The sequence below is a fragment of the Sphingobium sp. LMC3-1-1.1 genome, assembly GCF_040676285.1.
Taxonomy (GTDB): Bacteria; Pseudomonadota; Alphaproteobacteria; order Sphingomonadales; family Sphingomonadaceae; genus Sphingobium.
In genome coordinates this window covers 166,262-183,615 of sequence record NZ_JBEGHQ010000067.1, presented here as the reverse complement: position 1 = coordinate 183,615, position 17,354 = coordinate 166,262, and the positions used below count along the sequence as shown (strand labels likewise).

Sequence of the window (17,354 nt, the reverse complement as noted above, 5' to 3'; positions counted from 1 at the left end):
AAAAATCAACGACCATGCGCGCGCTGGAGCGTCCGCGCGGTCCAGAAGGCCATGTCCCGCACATCGCCCGGCGCGGGGAACAGCGTGTCGATATGGCGCTTGATCGGCATATAGGGCCACCAGTCGGCGCCGGGTTCGGGCGCGCCCTTTTCCAGCACGCCGGTCACGAATTCGGTCACCGGACCCATGCGGGCGAGATTGGGCGCCTTCGCCTTGTGGAAGGCCTTGTCGCTCTTCAGCTTCTCGGTGAAGGCTAGGTCGCCCGTCTCCAGCGCGGCGCGGCATTCGGCCTGATAGGCGTCGAGGTCGCCGAAATCCTTGGCGGCGCGGGCCTGAAGCTCGCCCTCTTCCAGCTCATAATCCTCGGTCAGGATGCGGATCGCGGCGGTCCATGCCTGACCATTTCCGACATCCTCCGCGAAATCGGCGAGGGCATCCTGAATATCGTCTTCGTCGCTCAAGAGTCTTGTCCTTGGTGTTCGTGTGGCAGGCCTCAGCCCACCGATCCTTCGAGAGAAATGCCGAGCAGCTTCTGCGCCTCGACGGCAAATTCCATCGGCAGTTGTTGCAGCACTTCGCGGGCAAAGCCGTTGACGATCAGGCTGACCGCCGCTTCCTGGTCCAGCCCGCGCTGCATCGCGTAGAAAAGCTGGTCGTCGGAAATCTTCGACGTCGTCGCCTCATGCTCGATCTGCGCCGAAGGATTGCGCACCTCGATATAGGGCACGGTATGGGCGCCGCACTGGTCGCCCAGCAACAGGCTGTCGCACTGGGTGAAGTTGCGCACGCCCTCCGCGCCCGGCGCGACGCGCACCAGCCCGCGATAGGTGTTGTTCGAGCGGCCCGCGCTGATCCCCTTGGACACGATGGTCGAACGCGACCCCTTGCCATTGTGGATCATCTTGGTGCCGGTATCGGCCTGCTGGAGGTTGTTGGTCAGCGCCACCGAGTAGAACTCGCCCACGCTGTTCTCGCCGTTCAGCACGCAGCTGGGATATTTCCAGGTGATCGCGGAGCCGGTTTCCACCTGGGTCCAGCTGACCTTGCTGTTGCGGCCCTGGCAGAGCGCCCGCTTGGTCACGAAATTATAGATGCCGCCCTTGCCGTTCTCGTCGCCCGGATACCAGTTCTGGACGGTCGAATATTTGATCTCCGCATCGTCCAGCGCGACCAGTTCGACCACGGCGGCGTGTAGCTGGTTCTCGTCACGCATCGGGGCAGTGCAGCCTTCGAGATAGCTCACATAGCTGCCCTCGTCCGCGACGATCAGCGTACGTTCGAACTGCCCGGTATTCTCCGCATTGATGCGGAAATAGGTGGAAAGCTCCATCGGGCAGCGCACGCCCTTGGGGATGTAGACGAAGGTGCCGTCGGAAAAGACCGCGCAGTTGAGCGTCGCGAAATAATTGTCGTGCATCGGCACGACCTTGCCCAGCCACTTCTTTACCAGATCGGGATATTCACGCACCGCTTCGCTGATCGAGCGGAAGATGACGCCGGCTTCCTCCAGTTCCTTGCGGAAGGTGGTGGCGACCGAGACGCTGTCGAACACCGCGTCGACCGCGACCTTGCGACTGCCCTTCACCCCGGCCAGCACTTCCTGTTCGGCAATGGGAATGCCCAGCTTCTGATAGGTCGCCAAAATCTCCGGATCGACCTGATCCAGCGAGTCCAGTTCGATCTTCTTCTTCGGCTCCGCGTAATAATAGGCGTCCTGATAGTCGATCGGCGGAATGTTGAGCTTGGCCCAGTCCGGCGCCTCCATCTTCTGCCACATGGCGAAGGCCTTCAGCCGCCATTCCAGCAGCCATAACGGCTCCTTCTTCTTGGCCGAAATGAAGCGGACCGTGTCTTCGTTCAGCCCCTTGGGCGCGAAATCCTGTTCGATGGCGGAGGACCAGCCATGCTCATAGGTGGAGGCGCGATCGGCCGCCTCATGCGCTTCACGGTTGCGGACGGTGGTGGTTTCCTCGGTCATGCCATTTCTCGGGTAAGGCTAGCGATGGTGACGCTCGCGAGCGCCGATCGGATCGCATTGTTCGCGACGTTCATATGCGGCCGGACGCGGCAATCCTGCTCCAGCGTGCAGTCATGGGCGCCCATTTCGGTACAGGCGGTCATGGCGATCGGGCCTTCCACCGCCTCCACCACATCGGCCAGCGTGATCGCGGCGGGCGGCCGGGCAAGGCGCACGCCGCCGCCTGTCCCCCGGCTCGATTCGAGCAGACCCGCGGCCGACAGCCGGCTCACCAGCTTCTGCGCGGTGGGCAGGGGAATGCCGGTTTCGGCCGAAAGTGTGGTCGCGTTCATCCTGGCCGCGCCGCAATGGCGGGCGGCGGCGGACATCAGCACCACGGCATAATCTGCGAAACTCGAAAGCCTCATGACCCTGCGTCTTGCGAACCATTCTCAAATCGGATCGAATCAATCCGATTGGCATGTGGTCCCGGCAGAGGCGGGAATCAAGGCATTTTTGCTGATGGATGAGGTTTAGAGCGGGTTTCGATCTGATTGAATCAGATCGCCGCTCCGGATTCCTTGTTTGCCGCGATTCTTAACCAGCGATCGCTTGGAAATCGCTCTAGCTGAAACGGTTGATCACGGCGACGTCTCCACCCAGCGAGCGGCGCAGCAGGGTGAGCTGCGCCACCGCGCTCGGCTCTGTCTGTAACTGGTGCGGGGTCAGGCCGATGAAATGCTTGATCTCCCGAATGAAATGCGACTGGTCGTAGAAACGCCCGTCGTCACACAGCGCCTGCCAGCTTTCATGGTCCAGCGCGATCCGCGCGCTGCACCGCAGCGCCCGATATTTGCGCGCCAGCAGCTTGGGCGGGCAGCCATAATACTTGTTGGTGAGCCGGGCGAGCTGGCGTGGCGAAAGGCCGGTGATGTCAGCCAGCGTCTCGATCCGCGGAGAACCTTCATCCATCAGCCAGCCGTCCACCGCCTTCAGCAGCCGCCATGTCGAATCCGACAGGGGAACAAGACGTTCCGACAGGAATGACCAGCAGAGCGTGGCCATCTCCTCCGCATCGTCGGTGGCGCGGAGTTGCTCCAGCAATTGCCGGTAGCCGGGAAGGTCGACCATCTCCTGCAACCGATCGGTGAGAATGCTGGCATCCCCCCCATGCAACGCGATCCAGCCCGCAGGGAGCAGCGAAATGCCGACCACGCGGCCCGGCCCCGTCAGTTCAAAGCGAGTCGCCCCCATGGTCGGGCCCAACAGGCAGACTTCCGGCGTCGGCACTATCGTTCCATCATGGAAATGATAGTCGCCGCTGTTGTCCAGCATGAAACGAAGCTGCGGCACATCGGCACGGGTCACGTCGGAATAATGTTCCGCCGTTTCGGTGAAGATGTAGAGCGAACCGAAATAGGCGTTGAGCTGGTCGGGTGGCGCGAAATAGCGCAACCGTACCGCTCCCTGAGCCGCGTCGACTGTATAGGACAGCGGCGCATGACCATCTTTCGCCTTGATATTCAACGCCCCCCCGGACGTCTCGCTGTCATGCGGCCCCATATTATCACCCCGGTGATGCAATATGCTCCATCGGCGTGAAGGTGCAAGGGTTATGCGTGGCGGAAATGCGCTTTCCACCATGCCGGGCCCGTCAATAAATGTCGCAGGGCAGGGAAAAAACGACCCGGCGGTTTTCACCGCCGGGTCAGGAAAAGGTCTCGTCAGCCATATGGCCTAGAGCCTTCGGGTCGCAGGACTCTCTTACGTCCGAATCGCTGAAACTTTATTGGATGGATCGGACATTGGCCGAACCAAAACGGGACGAATCCCAAGGAATTTTGTTAAGAAATGTCATTCCGTCCTTACTGTTGCCGCGCTGCAACAGCGACTCGACCTGTGCGCTTTGCGATGGCATAGCGCCGCCATGTCCTATCGCCTGATCCGCCCCCTGTTTTTCGCGCTGGATGCCGAGCGCGCCCACCATCTGTCGATCAGATTGCTGCGCCTGATGCCGGTGCCGCCCGCGCTCGAACCCGATCCGATGCTGGGCCAGACGGTGGCGGGCATCGCCTTTCCCAATCCGGTGGGCCTGGCGGCGGGTTATGACAAGGAGGGGCTGGTCGCGCACAAGATGCACGGGCTGGGCTTCGGCTTTACCGAACTGGGAACGCTGACGCCCCTGTCGCAGAAGGGCAATCCCCTGCCCCGGCTGTTCCGGCTGGCCGAGGACCGGGCGGTGGTCAACCGCATGGGCTTCAACAATGGCGGCCAGGCGGCAGCGGCTGAGCGAATCGCGAAGCGCAGGCGGCCCGGCAGGAACGGACAAAACCCGGTGATCGGCATCAATATCGGGGCCAACAAGGACGCGACCGATCGGATCGCGGACTATGCCACGGGCGTGACCTGCATGGCGCCCCTGGCCGACTATCTGACGGTCAATATCTCGTCGCCCAACACGCCGGGACTGCGCGCGCTTCAGGACCGGGCCGCGCTGGACCAATTGCTGGGCGCGGTCATGACGGCGCGAGGGACGAATCGGACGCCCATCTTCCTGAAGGTGGCCCCGGACCTGGAGCCCGCCGATATCGAGGATATTGCCGACGCCTGCATCGACCACCGGATCGACGCGCTGATCGTGTCCAACACCACCATATCCCGGCCTTCGCTGCGGTCGCCGCTCGCCGGGGAGGCGGGCGGCCTGTCGGGTGCCCCGCTGCACGATCTGGCGCTGCAAAGGCTGCGCGACTTTCGGCGGGTGCTGGGCACTCGCCTGCCGCTGATCGGCGTGGGCGGCATCGCCACGGCGGAACAGGCCTATGCCCGCATCCGCGCCGGTGCGAGCCTGATCCAGCTTTACAGCGCGCTGGTCTATGAGGGGCCTTATCTCGCCCGGCGGATCAATAGCGGCATCAAGGCGCTGATGGCGCGCGACGGGGTGAGGAATATCAGCGAGATAGTGGGTGTCGACGCCTGATTCGTCCAGCGGGTTGCGGAGCGCAATACAGCGATCGAGCGCGCTATCGGTTCCGATCGCCTGGAAATCGCTCTGGAGCGCGTTGCGCTGAATCCGAGTCACGCAGCGCGCTCTATGCTTTTGATGTCGCATCGTTTTCGCGCAAAACCGGTTCCCACTTTTGCGCACGATGCTCTAGGGTACCCGACATGACCTTTCGCCTTTTCGGCCTGCTGGCTCCCTTCGCTCTTTATGCCCTTTCCCCCTCCCCGCTGGCCGCGCGGGAGCCGGTCGCGGTCAACGCCACCGTGTCCGCCGCCGATCCGCGCGCGGCGGAGGCAGGGCAGGAGATATTGCGCAGGGGCGGCAGCGCCACCGACGCCGCCATCGCCATGATGCTGACGCTGAATGTCGTGGAGCCGCATAACAGCGGTATCGGCGGGGGCGGATTCCTGATGCATCATGACGGGCGGACCGGCGTGCTGGAATCGATCGACGGGCGGGAGACCGCGCCGGCGGCGGCGCGGCCCGATCGCTTCATGGGGGCGGACGGCAAGCCCCTCTCCTTCCGCGATGCCTGGCCGGGCGGCTATTCCGTCGGCGTGCCCGGCAATGTCCGCCTTGCCTGGGAGGCGCACCGCAAATGGGGCAAGCTGCCCTGGGCCGAACTGTTTCAGCCGGCCATCAGACTGGCCGAACAGGGGTTCGAGGTGCGCCAGCGGCTGGACACGGCGATGAAGGCGGTTGCGCCGGTGTGGGCTGATTTTCCCGAGATCCAGAAATATTTCTGGATCGACGGCAAACCTGCGCCGATGGGCACGATCCTCAAGAATCCGCCGCTCGCCGCCCTGTTCAGGCGGATCGCGGCGGAGGGGCCGGACGCCTTCTATCTGGGCGACAATGCGCGCATGATCGCGGACACGGTCAGCAAGGCGCCGAAAAATCCCGTGCCGATGACGGAGGCCGACCTCGCGGCCTATCAGGCCAAGCCGCGCAAGCCGGTTTGCGGGCCTTATCACGGATATACGATATGCGGCATGGGACCGGCCTCGGCGGGCGGCATCACCGTATTGCAGGTGCTGGGCATGGTGGAACGCTTTCCGCTGGCCAAGTGGGGCAAGGACGATCCCCGGTCCTGGCATGTCATCGGGGAAGCGATGCAGCTCGCCTATGCCGACAGGGACAACTGGCTGGGCGATCCGGAATTCGTGTCCGTGCCGATCGCCGGGTTGATCGATCCCGGCTATCTCCGGCAGAGGTCGGCGCTGATCAGCATGGGCAGGACGCTGAACGACTATCGCCCCGGCACGCCGCCGGGTGCGGAAAAGCGCACCGCAGCCCTGCCCCAGCCCGAATCGGGCACCAGCCATTTCGTCGCGGTGGATCGTAACGGCGACATCGCTGCCTGGACCTCCACCATAGAGAGCTTTTTCGGCAGCCAGCTCGTCGCCAATGGCGTGATCCTGAACAATGAACTGACCGATTTCAGCTTCACCCCCGAAAAGGACGGCGCGCCCGTCGCCAACCGGGTCGAACCGGGCAAGCGGCCGCTGTCGTCCATGTCCCCCACCATCGTCTATGATGCGGCGGGAACCCCGGTCTTCACCATCGGCGCGGCGGGCGGCAGGACCATCATCATGCAGGTCGCCAAGGCGCTGATCGCGCATTTCGACTGGGGCCTGTCGGCGCAGGATTCGATCGCGCTGGGGTTCGAGTTCTTCGACCGGGACGGGCTGGTGCTGGAACAGGGCACATCGCTGGAGGCGATGAAGGCGCCGCTGGAGAAGCTGGGGCACAAGGTGTCGATCAGCCGCTTCGGCCTGAAAGCCAATGCGGCGGAGCGCACGGCCGACGGCCATTGGGTGGGCGGCGCCGATCCGCGCAGTCCGGGCGTGTCGTTGCAGGAGTGAAGCCCTGTTGGAACGCGCCGTGCTCCTGCGGCGGCTACACTTTCAGGTCCAGGCCCGCGACGTTGAACTGGAAGGGAAAGCTCTTGTCCTTCGGCCCCACCACCAGGTTCACCTTGATCGTCCGGCTGTCCTTGATCGCATCATAGGCCTTGGCCGCGGGCAGGACTTCGATACCGTCCTGGTTCTCGGTCATCCGGCCTTTCCATTCATGCGTCTTGCCGTCGTCCGTGACGGCCGTGACCTTACAGTCCGACAGGTCGCAGGTGAAGGGCGCGCCGACCAGCTTGACCGTGACATCCGCCCCGCCTTCCTGCAGCGGCTGGACCAGCAGCACGCCGAACGTATCTGCGGCGGTCATGGTCTGGACCGTGTTGGCGCTGCCGATATAGGCGACCTTGGCCTTTCCGCCCTCGCCGCCTTCATATTTCCAGACCTGTCCGATCTGGTCGCGCTGCGTCGGCCCCTTGTCGTCGGAGGATGAGCAGGCGGCGATCAGCCCCAGGGCGGCAAGCATCGCTATCGATCGCATCGCTTTTCTCCTTCTGTCCGTTTCGTTGGCGGAAGGAGAACGCATGGCGTCGACGTGGTTTCCCTCCGCTCAGCTATAGCGGGCGGCAGTATCCCGGATCAACGCGATCATGTTGGGAATGCCCTGCGTCCGGTTGGAACTCAACTGGTTGCGCAGGTCGAAGGGGGCGAGCGCGGCTTCGATATCCGTCCCGGCAATGGCGGCAGGCGACTGATCCTGCACGGTGAGGAGGACGAGCGCGATGATCCCCTTGGTGATGGCGGCGTTGCTGTCCGCCAGGAAATGGAGCCGCTTGCCCCTGGCGGAATCGGCGTCGATCACGGTGGGATAGACCCATACCGCCGCCGAACAGCCGCGAACCAGCGTGGCGTCGGTCTTGAGCGCGTCGGGCATCGGCTCCAGCGCCTTGCCCAGGTCGATGAGCAGGCGGTAGCGGTCGTCAGCGTCGAGGAATTCATATTCTTCGACCAGATCGGCAAGGACGGGCAATTGGGTCATGGCCGCCCATATAGGGTGAAATTCAAGCGGGGAAAGCTCTTCCCGCTGCCGTCCCCCTCCCGCCGGGCGGGAGGAGGAAATCGGCCTTTTTCAGATATCCACGCCCGCGGCTATGGCTTCCAGCTTGCGGATGCGTTCCTTGAGGTCGGCAACCTCGATCCGGGTCGCGGTGGAGGGCGGCGCTGCCCCCTCCGTCCCGCGGGCGAGTTCCGCGCGCTTAAGGTCCAGCCAGCCATTCCAGCCCCGCAAGGCCGCGGCGGTGACGATGATGAGTCCCGACAGACCCGCAATCGCCAATGTCAAAGTGATAAGGGGGTCCTGCATATCGTCCTCCCTGTGATGATGATGCCCGCGTCAGTCGCGGTCCCGGAGCTTGTCGAATTCGCGCTCCAGAGCGGTGCTGCTGTCCGTCGCCAGCCGTTCCAGAACGGCGACCCGGTCCTTCAGCGCTTTAACCTCCGCCCGGAGGCGCTCGGCTTCCGGATCGGGGCCGCGCTGGACCAGTTCTTCGCCCTTGTGGCGGCGAACGATGCCATATTTGGCGCGAACGACGCTGGCGACGGCTGCTATGGCGACTATGGCGACGACCATTTCAAACGGATTCATGATTTTTTCCCTTGCTGAGCCTGGGGCCGTCAGTTGGCGGGGCCGCGCAGACGCTCGATTTCCCTGTTCAGTGAGTGACTTTCATCGGTGACGATGCGCTCGACCACGACCATCCTGTCCTTCATCGATCCGATTTCGGCGCGTAGCTGGGCATTTTCCTGGCTCAGCAGGCTGATCCGTTCCATCGCCTCATTGCCCGCCTGCGGATAGATGGCCTGGCCCCACGCCCCGTCCAGCGGATAGCCATGCTTGATCCGCAGCCAGGTGGTGACGATCCAGCCGCCCACACCGATCCCGGTGCAGATCACGATCAGCGGTGCGAGTTGCGCAACCAACGCAAATTGTTCCGACATGGCAAACCTCCCTCGCTACCCGCAGGTGCGGCATATCAGATGTTGAATTTCTCAGACAAAATGCCGATTTTTCGACAGACCCCCAAGCCCGTTCGATAAACGGCGTGGGCCACGCGATTCCGTCAGCGCAGGTTGTCGATCTCATCGGCGAGCCGGGTGTTACGGCTGGTATAATAGGTTTCGATATCGGCCAGGCGACGGTCGATGTCGCGGAACTTGGACCGCACATCGCGGGTCGAGCGTGCCGGATTGGTGCGAACGCCCTGCCAGAATTTCTCGTCATCCCGGTCGGCATAGAGGCCCGCCGGCTTGTTCTCCGCAAAATAGGCCACGATGAAATAGGCGATCAGCGTCCAGGGAAAGGCCCCCATCAGCGTCACCAGCACGGCACCGACGCGAACCCACAGCACGTCGATCCCGCTATAGTCGGCTATGCCGGCGCATACGCCCATCCATTTGCCGTTCTGCTTGTCGAGATAGAATTTGGTGCGACGGGCAGCCATCTCAGTTCCTCCTGTGGGGATATTGGCGGTCGAAGTCATAATCCTCGTCCTGCGAAGGACCGGCGGGACGGAAATCGGGGTTGTCGGCGGCGACGATCCGTTCGACGGTCTGAAGCCGCTCCTCCAGCCGCCGGGCGAGCAGGTGAAGCTCGTCCAGCAGCTTCTCGTCCTCATCGGTGATCTTGGGGGCCTGCTTCCACTTGGTGACATAGTGGAAGATCAGCCAGGGCATGCCGATGAACAGCATGCCGCAGATCATGAGGGGCAGGAACACGTCCTCCATGCGTCATTCTCCCCTGTTTGTACCGGCGTTCATCGACGCCTTCAGCGCGGCCAGTTCGGCGTCGACCTTGTCGGACGTCTTGAGCTCCGCGATCTCCTCCTCCAGCGTCTTGGGCTGGTTGCCCAGGCTCAGGGCGTCGGCGCGGCCCTCGGCCATGTCGACCCGGCGCTCCAGCATGTCGAAGCGGGCAAAGGCGTCGTTCACCTTCTCGCCGGCATAGGCTTCGCGCAGGCGCAGGCGGTTCTGGGCGCTTTCCATGCGCGTGACCAGGCTGTTCTGGCGCGCGCGGGCCTCGCGCAGCTTGCCCTGCAACTTGGCGATGTCCTCTTCGGAGGCGCGCAGCGCTTCGTCCAGCACCTCGATCTCATGGGAAAGCTGCTCCGCCATGTCGACCGCCTTCTGCTTTTCCACCAGCGCGGCCTTGGCCAGATCCTCGCGGTCCTTGCTGAGCGCGAGCTGGGCCTTTTCCGTCCAGCTGTCCTGCAGGCCCTGGAGCTTGGCGATGTGACGCCGCATTTCCTTCTGGTCGGCGATGGTGCGGGCGGCGGAGGCGCGCACCTCGACCAACGTTTCCTCCATTTCGAGGATGATCATGCGGATCATCTTCGCCGGGTCTTCCGCCCGGTCGAGCAGGTCGGTGACATTGGCGGCGATGATGTCGCGGGTGCGGGAGAAAATACCCATTTGAACTTCACTCCTGGTACGAACGTGTCGGGGCGAGCCTTACGCCAGATAGTGCAAGGCTGCGGGGCATTCCGGGTTCGCGATCATCGGGACTTCGCTGGCGCGGGCCGGGCCTACCGCCGAAAGGATCAGGGTCGATCCGAACAGGACGGAGGCGATGGCGACGGACAGGAACTGACCGATTTCGCGGACGCTGTTGCTTTGCTTTTCCATGATAAACTCCTGAACCTTGGCCTTCATATGCGTGCCGCTCGATAGGTCAGCGGCTTCGCTTTCCGACTTTGCAGAAGCCGTGCCAATTTTCGGAAATGGCAGAATTTCGCGGTTTTTTACGATCGTGCAAGAATAGGACTTGCCGAAATATGGGAATTTTCACCATAAGTTGGGGCATGGAGAAAAACACCCAGTTCGTCGGCCAGTCGCTGGCCTTTCTCGATGCGGTCGAGCAGGCCGGACGGGCGGCGGAACTCAACCGGCCGGTACTGGTCATCGGGGAGCGCGGCACCGGCAAGGAACTGATCGCGGAGCGCCTTCACCATCTTTCGCCCCGCTGGGACGAACCGCTGATCGTCATGAACTGCGCGGCGCTGCCGGAAACGCTGATCGAGGCGGAATTGTTCGGTCATGAACAGGGCGCCTTCACCGGCGCGGCGCGGGCGCGGGCGGGACGGTTCGAGGAGGCCGATCGCGGCACGCTGTTCCTGGACGAGCTGGGCACGCTTTCCATGGCGGCGCAGGAGCGGCTGCTACGCGTCATCGAATATGGCGAGGTGACACGAATCGGCGCGTCGAAGCCACTGACGGTCGACGTGCGCATCGTCGCGGCGACCAATGAGAACCTGCCCGCCGCTGCCGATGCCGGGCGGTTCCGGCCCGATCTGCTGGACCGGCTGAGCTTCGAGGTGATCACCCTGCCCCCGTTGCGGGCGCGGGAGGGGGATGTCGCAGTGCTCGCCAATCATTTCGGGCGGCGCATGGCGGCGGAGATCGGCTGGCCGCAATGGCCGGGCTTTTCCGCCGCCTGCATGGCCGAGCTGGAGGCCCATTACTGGCCGGGCAATGTACGCGAACTGCGCAATGTGGTGGAGCGCGCGGTCTATCGCTGGAACGAGCCGGGGCGGCCGGTCGCGGCGATCGTGTTCGATCCCTTCGCCTCGCCCTGGAAACCCCAGCCGCTGATGCCGGTGCAGGTCGTGGCGGAGGGTCGGGCCATGGGTTCACCAGCTCCCGTCGCCAACGGCCATGACGCGGTCACGGACCTCAAATCCGCCGTGGATGCGCATGAGGCGGCCATCGTCCGCGCGGCGCTGGAGCGCTTTCGCTACAACCAGCGGGCGACGGCGAAGGGGCTGGGGCTGACCTATGACCAGCTTCGCCATTGCATGAAGAAGCATGGGTTGAGCGCGGGGTAGCCCAACCCCCACATCACCGCGTCGGCACCGGCTCCGCACCGGAATAGTCGTAGAAGCCCTTGCCGGTCTTCCGGCCCAGCCAGCCGGCCTCGACATATTTCACCAGCAACGGCGCAGGGCGATATTTGGGGTCGCCGGTCGTGTCCTGCAGCACCTTGCAGATTTCCAGGCAGGTATCGAGACCGACAAAATCCGCCAGCGTCAGCGGCCCCATGGGATGGTTGAGGCCCAGCATCACGCCCTTGTCGATGTCGGTCACGCTGCCGACGCCCTCACCTAGCGCGAACATCGCTTCGTTGAGCATCGGCAACAGGATGCGGTTCACCACGAAGCCGGGCGCGTCGAAGGCATGGACCACCTGCTTGCCCAGGCTGGCGGCGAAGGTCTCGACCGCGGTCACCGTTTCCGCGCTGGTGGCAAGGCCGCGAATGACCTCGACCAGCGCCATCACCGGCACCGGGTTGAAGAAATGCACGCCGACGAACCGGCTTGCGTCGGGCGCCGCCTGCGCCAGCCGGGTGATCGGGATGGAGGAGGTGTTGGACGCCAGGATCGCGTCGGGCGCCAGCAGCGCGCCGACATTGCCGAAGATGGCGCGCTTGATCTCCTCCCGCTCGGTCGCGGCTTCGATCACCAGCTGACAGGCGGCCAGTGGCGTGATTTCGCCCGCCGGCGTGATCCGGGCGATGGCGGCGTCGGCATCGGCCTGCGCCAGCTTGCCCTTTTCGACCGCACGGCCAAGCTGGCGGATGATGCTGTCGCGGCCCTTCTGCGCGCGGGGCAGGTCGATGTCGGACAGGATGACCTCATAGCCTGCCTGCGCCGCCACCTGCGCGATGCCCGCGCCCATCTGGCCCGCGCCGATCACCCCCACGGTCCGAATATCCGTCATGGTCGAAAACCCTCCTGCACTGAATCCTCTTCGCCCGCCCCCGTAGCGCCATGACAGGCGGGCTGCCAGTGCTTCCGCGCAACGTCAAAGCGGACGGAAAGCCCCCTGCGGGAGGCGGAGCGCCGATCTTTCTGCGATTTCCCGCTTTGCGCAGCGCCTGCTTGATGGTTAAAAGCCCCGGCATGTCCGTTTCAGACCTGCTGCCCGCGCCGGCGACCGGAAGGTTCATCGCCGCCGTGCATCACTTTCCGCTGCGCGTCTATTTCGAGGACACCGATCTGTCCGGCCTTGTCTATCATGCCAATTATCTGCGCTATATGGAACGGGCCCGATCGGACATGCTGCGCATTGCCGGGATCGACCAGCGCGCCAATCTGGAGGGTGGAGAGGGCGTCTATGCCGTCACCGACCTTCAGCTCCACTATCGCCGCCCCGCCCGGCTGGACGATGAGCTGATGGTCGTGAGCCGCGTCACGAAAGTCGGCGCGGCTTCATGTTCCATTCATCAGACGGTCATGCGCGATGAGGAAATATTGACCCAGGGCGATGTTTCCGTCGCCTTCCTGACACCCCAGGGCCGCCCGCGCCGGCAACCAAAGCCCTGGACCGACATTTTCAGCCGTTTGATGAGAGGGGAAGACATCAACCCATGAGCCTTTCGATGCCCGACGTTGGCCTTGCGGTCGGCAATGCCGCGCAAGCCGCCACCATTTCGCCGCTGGCCCTGTTCCTTCAGGCCGACATCGTCGTGAAGGTGGTGATGCTGGGCCTGCTGCTGGCCAGCATCTGGACCTGGGCGATGATCATCGGCTTCAGCTTCACCCTGCGCAAGGCCAGCCGGCAAAGCCGCGCCTTCGAACAGGATTTCTGGAAGGCGGAGGATATCGACCGCTTCTATGAAGGCCGCGGCAAGGCGGAGTTCCCGGCCGCCAAGGTGATGGCCGCCGGCGTCACCGAATGGCGCCGGTCGACCGCGCAGAAGGTGATCGATCGCGAGGGGACGCGCGATCGGCTGTCCACCGCCATGTCGAGCACGATCGCTGCGGAAATGGACCGGCTGTCGGACCGGCTCAACATTCTCGCCACGATCGGTTCGGTCGCCCCCTTTGTCGGGCTGTTCGGCACGGTGTGGGGGATCATGCGGGCCTTCACCAGCATCGCGGCGGAACAGAACAGCAGCCTGGCGGTCGTTGCGCCCGGCATTGCCGAGGCGCTGTTCGCCACCGCCATCGGCCTGTTCGCGGCGATCCCGGCGGTGATCGCCTACAACCGCTTCAGCCATGGCATCAACCGCATGGAATCGGGGCTGACCCGCTTTGCCGACGGCTTCTATTCGACGCTGAGCCGCGAGCTGGAGACGCAGCGGTGACGAAGGCCGGCATGACGCAGGGGGTGATGTAATGGCGATGTCCGGGCCTCCTTCCAGCCGTAGTGGGCGTGGTCGCGCGCCGATGGCGGACATCAACGTGACGCCGCTGGTCGACGTCATGCTGGTGCTGCTGATCATCTTCATGGTCACAGCGCCCTTGCTGGTGACGGGCGTGCCGGTGAACCTGCCCGAAACCCGCGCCAAGGGGCTGGACCAGGATCAGAAGCCCACCGTGGTCTCGATCGACCGCGACGGCGGCGTCTTCATCGACGACGCGCAGATCAGCGACGCCGAACTGCCCGGCCGCCTGACCGAGATCATGTCCGCCAATGCCGGCAAGGCTGAACCGCCGCAGATCTTTCTGCGCGCCGACAAGGGGCTGGACTATGGCCGGGTGATGCTCGTCATGGGCGAGCTGAACCGCGCGGGACTCAACAAGGTCGCGCTGGTCAGCACCGGCACCGAGGACAGGTCCGCTGTCAGCAGCGGTTCAGAATAGGGGCCATAGGTCTTGGCGATGGATCGTGCGGAGAAAATCGGCCTTGGCGTGGCAACGGCGGGACATGTCCTGCTGTTCGGCCTGCTTTCGTCCGGCTTTCTGGCCACCCCTAACCCCCTGAAGCTCAATTCGCCGCCGATGGACGTCAGCCTGGTGGATGAGGTCGCGCTGAAATCGACGGCACCGCAGGTGTCGACCGCGCCCCCGCCCGCCAGCGTCGCGCCGGAACAGGGCCCGACCGAGGACGCCGCGCCCGCGCCGGAACCCGAACCGGCGCCACGACCCGAACCAAGCCCGGCGCCGCCGGCTCCCCGTCCGGCTCCACCCAAGCAGGCGGCCAAGCCTGCACCGCCCAAACCCGCGCCCGCACCCCCGAAGAAGGATGTGCCGGCCGCCAAGCCGAAGCCCAAGCCGGCGGCGGAAAAGCCCGCACCGGCCAAGGCATCGCAGAAGCCCGCGGCCAAGCCCAAGTCCGATGCGCCCGCGCGCGCCTCCGGCCAGGGCAAGGCGGACAAGCCCAAGGGATCGCTGCTGGGCAAGGACTTCCTGAAGGGCATCGACACCGAGGACGACGCCCCGCGCAAGCCCGCGCCGCCACCGGCGGCCGCCATGGGGCCGGCGCAGAAGGCCGCGCTGGACGCGGAAATCCGTCGCCAGCTCAAGCCCTATTGGAAATCCCCCAGCGGCGCGGACATCGAGCAGCTTCGCACCTTCGTCGACGTGCAGCTTTCCCGCGACGGTTCGCTCCTGGGGCAGCCGCAGGTCGTCAACACCACCGGCATCACCGCCAGCAACCGCACCCAGGTGACGTTGCATCAGGAACTGGCGGTCAAGGCGATCCGCCTCGCCGCGCCTTTCAAGCTGCCGCCCGCTTTGTATGATGGCTGGAAATCCCTCCGCATCTCCTTCGACAAGAGGCTATCGCAATGACCCCATCCTTCAGGACAGGAAAGGCCCGCGCCACGTTCGGGGCCATGCTGGGGGCGCTGCTGCTGGCGCTCGCGCCCGCCGCTTCGGCGCAGCTCAGCGTCGATGTGACGGACGAATCCTCCTCCAACCTCAAGATCGTGGTCCCTGCCCTGCCGGCGCAGGCGGAGGTTTCCACGCCCGCAGGCGGTTCGACCGAGCTGGGCCGCAAGATCGCCGAGGTGATCGCGGCCGACCTCAAGGGGTCGGGCCTGTTCGATCCCTCCGGCCCTGCCGGCATTCCGGCGATCGCCTTTCCCGAAGTGACCAATCCCGTCTATGACAAATGGCGCGCCTATCAGGCGCTGGTGCAGGGTTTCGTGCGCACGACGGGAGGCGAGGCGGACATCACCGTCGGCTGCTATCTCTACGACGTGGCGCTGAAGCAGGAACTGACCCGGCAGGGCTATGTCGTGGCGCCGCGGGACTGGCGGCGGGCCGCGCATAAATGCGCCGACGCCATCTATGCGCGCCTTTCGGGCGAGAGCCCCTTCTTCGACAGCCGCATCGCCTATATCGCGGAGAGCGGCCCCAAGGGGAACCGCACCAAGCGCCTCGCCATCATGGATTCGGACGGCGCGAACCACCGCTTCATCACCAATGGCCAGTCGATCGCGCTGACGCCGCGCTTTTCGCCCGACTACAAGTCGATCGTTTATGTGAGCTACCTCAACAACCGCGTGCGCATCTATATCTATGACATCGGCACGGGGCGGCAGCGGCTGGTGACGGAAAGCAACAATCCCACCTTCGCGCCGCGCTGGTCGCCGGATGGCCGCAACATCCTTTTCTCCATGGCGATCGCGGGTAACACCGACATCTATCGCATTTCCGCCAGTGGCGGCGCGCCGATGCGCCTGACCACGGCACCGGGCATCGATGTGGGCGGCAGCTATTCCCCCGACGGCCGCCAGATCGTGTTCGAAAGCGACCGTTCCGGCAGCCAGCAGATCTATGTGATGAACGCCGACGGTTCGGGCCAGCACCGGATCAGCCATGGCGGTGGCCGCTATGCGACGCCGGAATGGAGCCCGCGTGGCGACCTGATCGCCTTCACCAAGATTTCCGGCGACTTCAAGATCGCGGTCATGACGCCGACGGGTGACAATGAGCGCATCCTGACCAACGGATGGCAGGACGAGCAGCCGAGCTGGTCGCCCAATGGCCGCGTGCTGCAATTCTTCCGCACCACGCCCGGCCGGGAAGGCAGCAGCCAGGTGTGGCAGGTCGACCTGACCGGCGTGAACGAACGGCGCATACCCACGCCGCTTAGCGGGTCGGACCCGGCCTGGGGGCCCTTGCTGCCCTAGGACGCCGACATATGCTGATTCGCATCATGACGGAACCGAATCGTCCCGACTGCGTAACGACCTTCAGACCCTGTTGAGGAGCATCCGATGAAAATTTCCCGTCCTTTGCTGATGGCGACCGCCATCGTGGCCCTTGCCGCCTGCTCCAAGAAGCCGCCGCAGGAATTGCCCCCCGCGCCCGGCGGCGACAGTTCGGCGCAAACCGGCGCTCCTGCCGCCCCGACTGGCCCGGTCAAGGGCAGCCAGGAGGATTTCGTCGCATCGGTCGCATCCGATCGCATCCTGTTCGGCACCGACCAATATGATGTCGACCCGCAGGACCAGCAGATCCTGCAAAGTCAGGCCGCCTGGCTGCAACAGAACCCCAATGTCCGCGTGACCATCGAGGGGCATTGCGACGAGCGCGGCACCCGTGACTATAATATCGCGCTGGGCGAACGCCGCGCCAATGCGGCGAAGAATTATCTCGCTTCGCTGGGCATCGACGCCGGCCGCATCACCACCGTGAGCTATGGCAAGGAACGCCCCGCCGCGCTGGGTTCGGACGAGGCCGCCTGGGCGCAGAACCGTCGCGCGGTAACCGTCACGGTCCAATATTGATCATGTGAAGCTTTCGGGTCGCACCAG

23 protein-coding genes are annotated in these 17,354 nt (G+C 64.4%); 9 read left to right on the top strand and 14 right to left on the bottom strand.

From position 1 onward, the window contains the following. Nucleotides 1-5: 5 nt before the first annotated feature. From MRBLMC3_RS20845 to MRBLMC3_RS20830, 4 genes are all read right to left on the bottom strand, one after another. Nucleotides 6-461, bottom strand: coding sequence for a hypothetical protein (locus MRBLMC3_RS20845; protein ID WP_363737969.1), 456 nt, complete (start codon nt 459-461; stop codon nt 6-8). A gap of 32 nt (nt 462-493) precedes the next feature. Continuing rightward, nucleotides 494-1,978 carry a Fe-S cluster assembly protein SufB gene (gene sufB, locus MRBLMC3_RS20840; protein ID WP_363832023.1) on the bottom strand — a complete coding sequence of 495 codons (1,485 nt, stop codon included), beginning with the start codon at nt 1,976-1,978 and terminating at the stop codon, nt 494-496. Continuing rightward, a complete protein-coding gene (locus MRBLMC3_RS20835) occupies nt 1,975-2,385 on the bottom strand; it encodes an RrF2 family transcriptional regulator (RefSeq protein ID WP_133653261.1) in 411 nt (136 codons plus the stop codon). Before MRBLMC3_RS20835 ends, sufB begins: the two co-directional genes overlap by 4 nt. Before the next feature lie 196 nt (nt 2,386-2,581). Beyond that, nucleotides 2,582-3,412, bottom strand: a complete 831-nt coding sequence (locus MRBLMC3_RS20830; RefSeq protein ID WP_363738229.1) for a helix-turn-helix domain-containing protein — start codon at nt 3,410-3,412, stop codon at nt 2,582-2,584. A 472-nt stretch (nt 3,413-3,884) separates the two neighbouring features. Here MRBLMC3_RS20830 and MRBLMC3_RS20825 point away from each other — a divergent pair, with 472 nt between their 5' ends. Together MRBLMC3_RS20825 and ggt are read left to right on the top strand one after the other, a co-directional pair. Beyond that, nucleotides 3,885-4,934: a quinone-dependent dihydroorotate dehydrogenase gene (locus MRBLMC3_RS20825; protein ID WP_363832021.1), complete on the top strand. Its 1,050-nt coding sequence runs from the start codon at nt 3,885-3,887 to the stop codon at nt 4,932-4,934. A gap of 188 nt (nt 4,935-5,122) precedes the next feature. After that, complete coding sequence (gene ggt / locus MRBLMC3_RS20820; protein WP_363832018.1) at nt 5,123-6,823, top strand: gamma-glutamyltransferase; 1,701 nt, start codon at nt 5,123-5,125, stop codon at nt 6,821-6,823. Nucleotides 6,824-6,857: 34 nt separating this feature from the next. Here ggt and MRBLMC3_RS20815 read toward each other — a convergent pair whose 3' ends face one another. The 9 genes from MRBLMC3_RS20815 to MRBLMC3_RS20775 all read right to left on the bottom strand — a co-directional run bounded on the left by MRBLMC3_RS20815 (nt 6,858) and on the right by MRBLMC3_RS20775 (nt 10,492). Next, nucleotides 6,858-7,352, bottom strand: coding sequence for a hypothetical protein (locus MRBLMC3_RS20815; protein ID WP_363832015.1), 495 nt, complete (start codon nt 7,350-7,352; stop codon nt 6,858-6,860). 69 nt (nt 7,353-7,421) lie between these two features. Further along, on the bottom strand, nt 7,422-7,850 hold the full coding sequence (locus MRBLMC3_RS20810) for a SufE family protein (RefSeq protein ID WP_363832012.1): 429 nt from the start codon (nt 7,848-7,850) through the stop codon (nt 7,422-7,424). Nucleotides 7,851-7,940: 90 nt separating this feature from the next. Further along, on the bottom strand, nt 7,941-8,174 hold the full coding sequence (locus tag MRBLMC3_RS20805) for a hypothetical protein (RefSeq protein WP_363832009.1): 234 nt from the start codon (nt 8,172-8,174) through the stop codon (nt 7,941-7,943). Nucleotides 8,175-8,204: 30 nt separating this feature from the next. Beyond that, nucleotides 8,205-8,456 (bottom strand): hypothetical protein, encoded by a 252-nt coding sequence (locus MRBLMC3_RS20800; protein WP_133653255.1) that lies wholly within the window; start codon nt 8,454-8,456, stop codon nt 8,205-8,207. 29 nt (nt 8,457-8,485) lie between these two features. Continuing rightward, on the bottom strand, nt 8,486-8,809 hold the full coding sequence (locus MRBLMC3_RS20795; protein ID WP_363737955.1) for a hypothetical protein: 324 nt from the start codon (nt 8,807-8,809) through the stop codon (nt 8,486-8,488). Between the two features lie 122 nt (nt 8,810-8,931). Then, complete coding sequence (gene pspC, locus MRBLMC3_RS20790; protein ID WP_363737954.1) at nt 8,932-9,312, bottom strand: envelope stress response membrane protein PspC; 381 nt, start codon at nt 9,310-9,312, stop codon at nt 8,932-8,934. A gap of 1 nt (nt 9,313) precedes the next feature. Then, complete coding sequence (gene pspB, locus MRBLMC3_RS20785; RefSeq protein WP_133653252.1) at nt 9,314-9,595, bottom strand: envelope stress response membrane protein PspB; 282 nt, start codon at nt 9,593-9,595, stop codon at nt 9,314-9,316. 3 nt (nt 9,596-9,598) lie between these two features. Further along, nucleotides 9,599-10,279, bottom strand: coding sequence for a phage shock protein PspA (gene pspA / locus MRBLMC3_RS20780; RefSeq protein WP_363737952.1), 681 nt, complete (start codon nt 10,277-10,279; stop codon nt 9,599-9,601). 39 nt (nt 10,280-10,318) lie between these two features. Continuing rightward, entirely contained in the window at nt 10,319-10,492 is a 174-nt protein-coding gene (locus MRBLMC3_RS20775; protein ID WP_363737950.1) for a hypothetical protein, read from the bottom strand. A 176-nt stretch (nt 10,493-10,668) separates the two neighbouring features. On the opposite strand from MRBLMC3_RS20775, the gene pspF reads away from it, so the two are divergent. Continuing rightward, nucleotides 10,669-11,691: a phage shock protein operon transcriptional activator gene (pspF, locus tag MRBLMC3_RS20770; RefSeq protein ID WP_363832006.1), complete on the top strand. Its 1,023-nt coding sequence runs from the start codon at nt 10,669-10,671 to the stop codon at nt 11,689-11,691. A 13-nt stretch (nt 11,692-11,704) separates the two neighbouring features. Here pspF and MRBLMC3_RS20765 read toward each other — a convergent pair whose 3' ends face one another. Continuing rightward, nucleotides 11,705-12,583 (bottom strand): 3-hydroxybutyryl-CoA dehydrogenase, encoded by an 879-nt coding sequence (locus MRBLMC3_RS20765; protein WP_363832004.1) that lies wholly within the window; start codon nt 12,581-12,583, stop codon nt 11,705-11,707. A gap of 182 nt (nt 12,584-12,765) precedes the next feature. Between MRBLMC3_RS20765 and ybgC the strand changes: the two genes are divergently transcribed. The 6 genes from ybgC (at nt 12,766) to pal (ending at nt 17,327) form a co-directional block, all read left to right on the top strand. Then, entirely contained in the window at nt 12,766-13,236 is a 471-nt protein-coding gene (ybgC, locus tag MRBLMC3_RS20760) for a tol-pal system-associated acyl-CoA thioesterase (protein WP_133653248.1), read from the top strand. Next, on the top strand, nt 13,233-13,952 hold the full coding sequence (gene tolQ, locus MRBLMC3_RS20755; protein WP_363832001.1) for a protein TolQ: 720 nt from the start codon (nt 13,233-13,235) through the stop codon (nt 13,950-13,952). The genes ybgC and tolQ overlap by 4 nt, the downstream gene beginning before the upstream one ends. Before the next feature lie 31 nt (nt 13,953-13,983). Continuing rightward, nucleotides 13,984-14,451, top strand: coding sequence for a protein TolR (tolR, locus tag MRBLMC3_RS20750; RefSeq protein ID WP_363831999.1), 468 nt, complete (start codon nt 13,984-13,986; stop codon nt 14,449-14,451). Nucleotides 14,452-14,469: 18 nt separating this feature from the next. Further along, complete coding sequence (locus tag MRBLMC3_RS20745) at nt 14,470-15,381, top strand: TonB C-terminal domain-containing protein (protein WP_363832106.1); 912 nt, start codon at nt 14,470-14,472, stop codon at nt 15,379-15,381. After that, entirely contained in the window at nt 15,378-16,727 is a 1,350-nt protein-coding gene (gene tolB, locus MRBLMC3_RS20740) for a Tol-Pal system beta propeller repeat protein TolB (protein ID WP_414714674.1), read from the top strand. Before MRBLMC3_RS20745 ends, tolB begins: the two co-directional genes overlap by 4 nt. Nucleotides 16,728-16,814: 87 nt before the next feature. Then, nucleotides 16,815-17,327 (top strand): peptidoglycan-associated lipoprotein Pal, encoded by a 513-nt coding sequence (gene pal, locus MRBLMC3_RS20735; protein WP_363831996.1) that lies wholly within the window; start codon nt 16,815-16,817, stop codon nt 17,325-17,327. Nucleotides 17,328-17,354: the final 27 nt, after the last annotated feature.

Bases quoted from the DNA above. Each gene is read 5' to 3' on its own strand.
- pspF (WP_363832006.1), top strand. From the start codon at position 10,669: ATGGAGAAAAACACCCAGTTCGTCGGCCAGTCGCTGGCCTTTCTCGAT.
- MRBLMC3_RS20815 (WP_363832015.1), bottom strand. From the start codon at position 7,352: ATGCGATCGATAGCGATGCTTGCCGCCCTGGGGCTGATCGCCGCCTGC.
- MRBLMC3_RS20745 (WP_363832106.1), top strand. From the start codon at position 14,470: ATGGATCGTGCGGAGAAAATCGGCCTTGGCGTGGCAACGGCGGGACAT.
- MRBLMC3_RS20810 (WP_363832012.1), bottom strand. From the start codon at position 7,850: ATGACCCAATTGCCCGTCCTTGCCGATCTGGTCGAAGAATATGAATTC.
- MRBLMC3_RS20825 (WP_363832021.1), top strand. From the start codon at position 3,885: ATGTCCTATCGCCTGATCCGCCCCCTGTTTTTCGCGCTGGATGCCGAG.
- tolB (WP_414714674.1), top strand. From the start codon at position 15,378: ATGACCCCATCCTTCAGGACAGGAAAGGCCCGCGCCACGTTCGGGGCC.
- ggt (WP_363832018.1), top strand. From the start codon at position 5,123: ATGACCTTTCGCCTTTTCGGCCTGCTGGCTCCCTTCGCTCTTTATGCC.
- MRBLMC3_RS20835 (WP_133653261.1), bottom strand. From the start codon at position 2,385: ATGAGGCTTTCGAGTTTCGCAGATTATGCCGTGGTGCTGATGTCCGCC.
- tolR (WP_363831999.1), top strand. From the start codon at position 13,984: ATGGCGATGTCCGGGCCTCCTTCCAGCCGTAGTGGGCGTGGTCGCGCG.
- pspC (WP_363737954.1), bottom strand. From the start codon at position 9,312: ATGGCTGCCCGTCGCACCAAATTCTATCTCGACAAGCAGAACGGCAAA.
- pspA (WP_363737952.1), bottom strand. From the start codon at position 10,279: ATGGGTATTTTCTCCCGCACCCGCGACATCATCGCCGCCAATGTCACC.
- ybgC (WP_133653248.1), top strand. From the start codon at position 12,766: ATGTCCGTTTCAGACCTGCTGCCCGCGCCGGCGACCGGAAGGTTCATC.
- tolQ (WP_363832001.1), top strand. From the start codon at position 13,233: ATGAGCCTTTCGATGCCCGACGTTGGCCTTGCGGTCGGCAATGCCGCG.
- sufB (WP_363832023.1), bottom strand. From the start codon at position 1,978: ATGACCGAGGAAACCACCACCGTCCGCAACCGTGAAGCGCATGAGGCG.
- pal (WP_363831996.1), top strand. From the start codon at position 16,815: ATGAAAATTTCCCGTCCTTTGCTGATGGCGACCGCCATCGTGGCCCTT.
- MRBLMC3_RS20805 (WP_363832009.1), bottom strand. From the start codon at position 8,174: ATGCAGGACCCCCTTATCACTTTGACATTGGCGATTGCGGGTCTGTCG.
- MRBLMC3_RS20775 (WP_363737950.1), bottom strand. From the start codon at position 10,492: ATGGAAAAGCAAAGCAACAGCGTCCGCGAAATCGGTCAGTTCCTGTCC.
- MRBLMC3_RS20800 (WP_133653255.1), bottom strand. From the start codon at position 8,456: ATGAATCCGTTTGAAATGGTCGTCGCCATAGTCGCCATAGCAGCCGTC.
- MRBLMC3_RS20795 (WP_363737955.1), bottom strand. From the start codon at position 8,809: ATGTCGGAACAATTTGCGTTGGTTGCGCAACTCGCACCGCTGATCGTG.
- pspB (WP_133653252.1), bottom strand. From the start codon at position 9,595: ATGGAGGACGTGTTCCTGCCCCTCATGATCTGCGGCATGCTGTTCATC.
- MRBLMC3_RS20765 (WP_363832004.1), bottom strand. From the start codon at position 12,583: ATGACGGATATTCGGACCGTGGGGGTGATCGGCGCGGGCCAGATGGGC.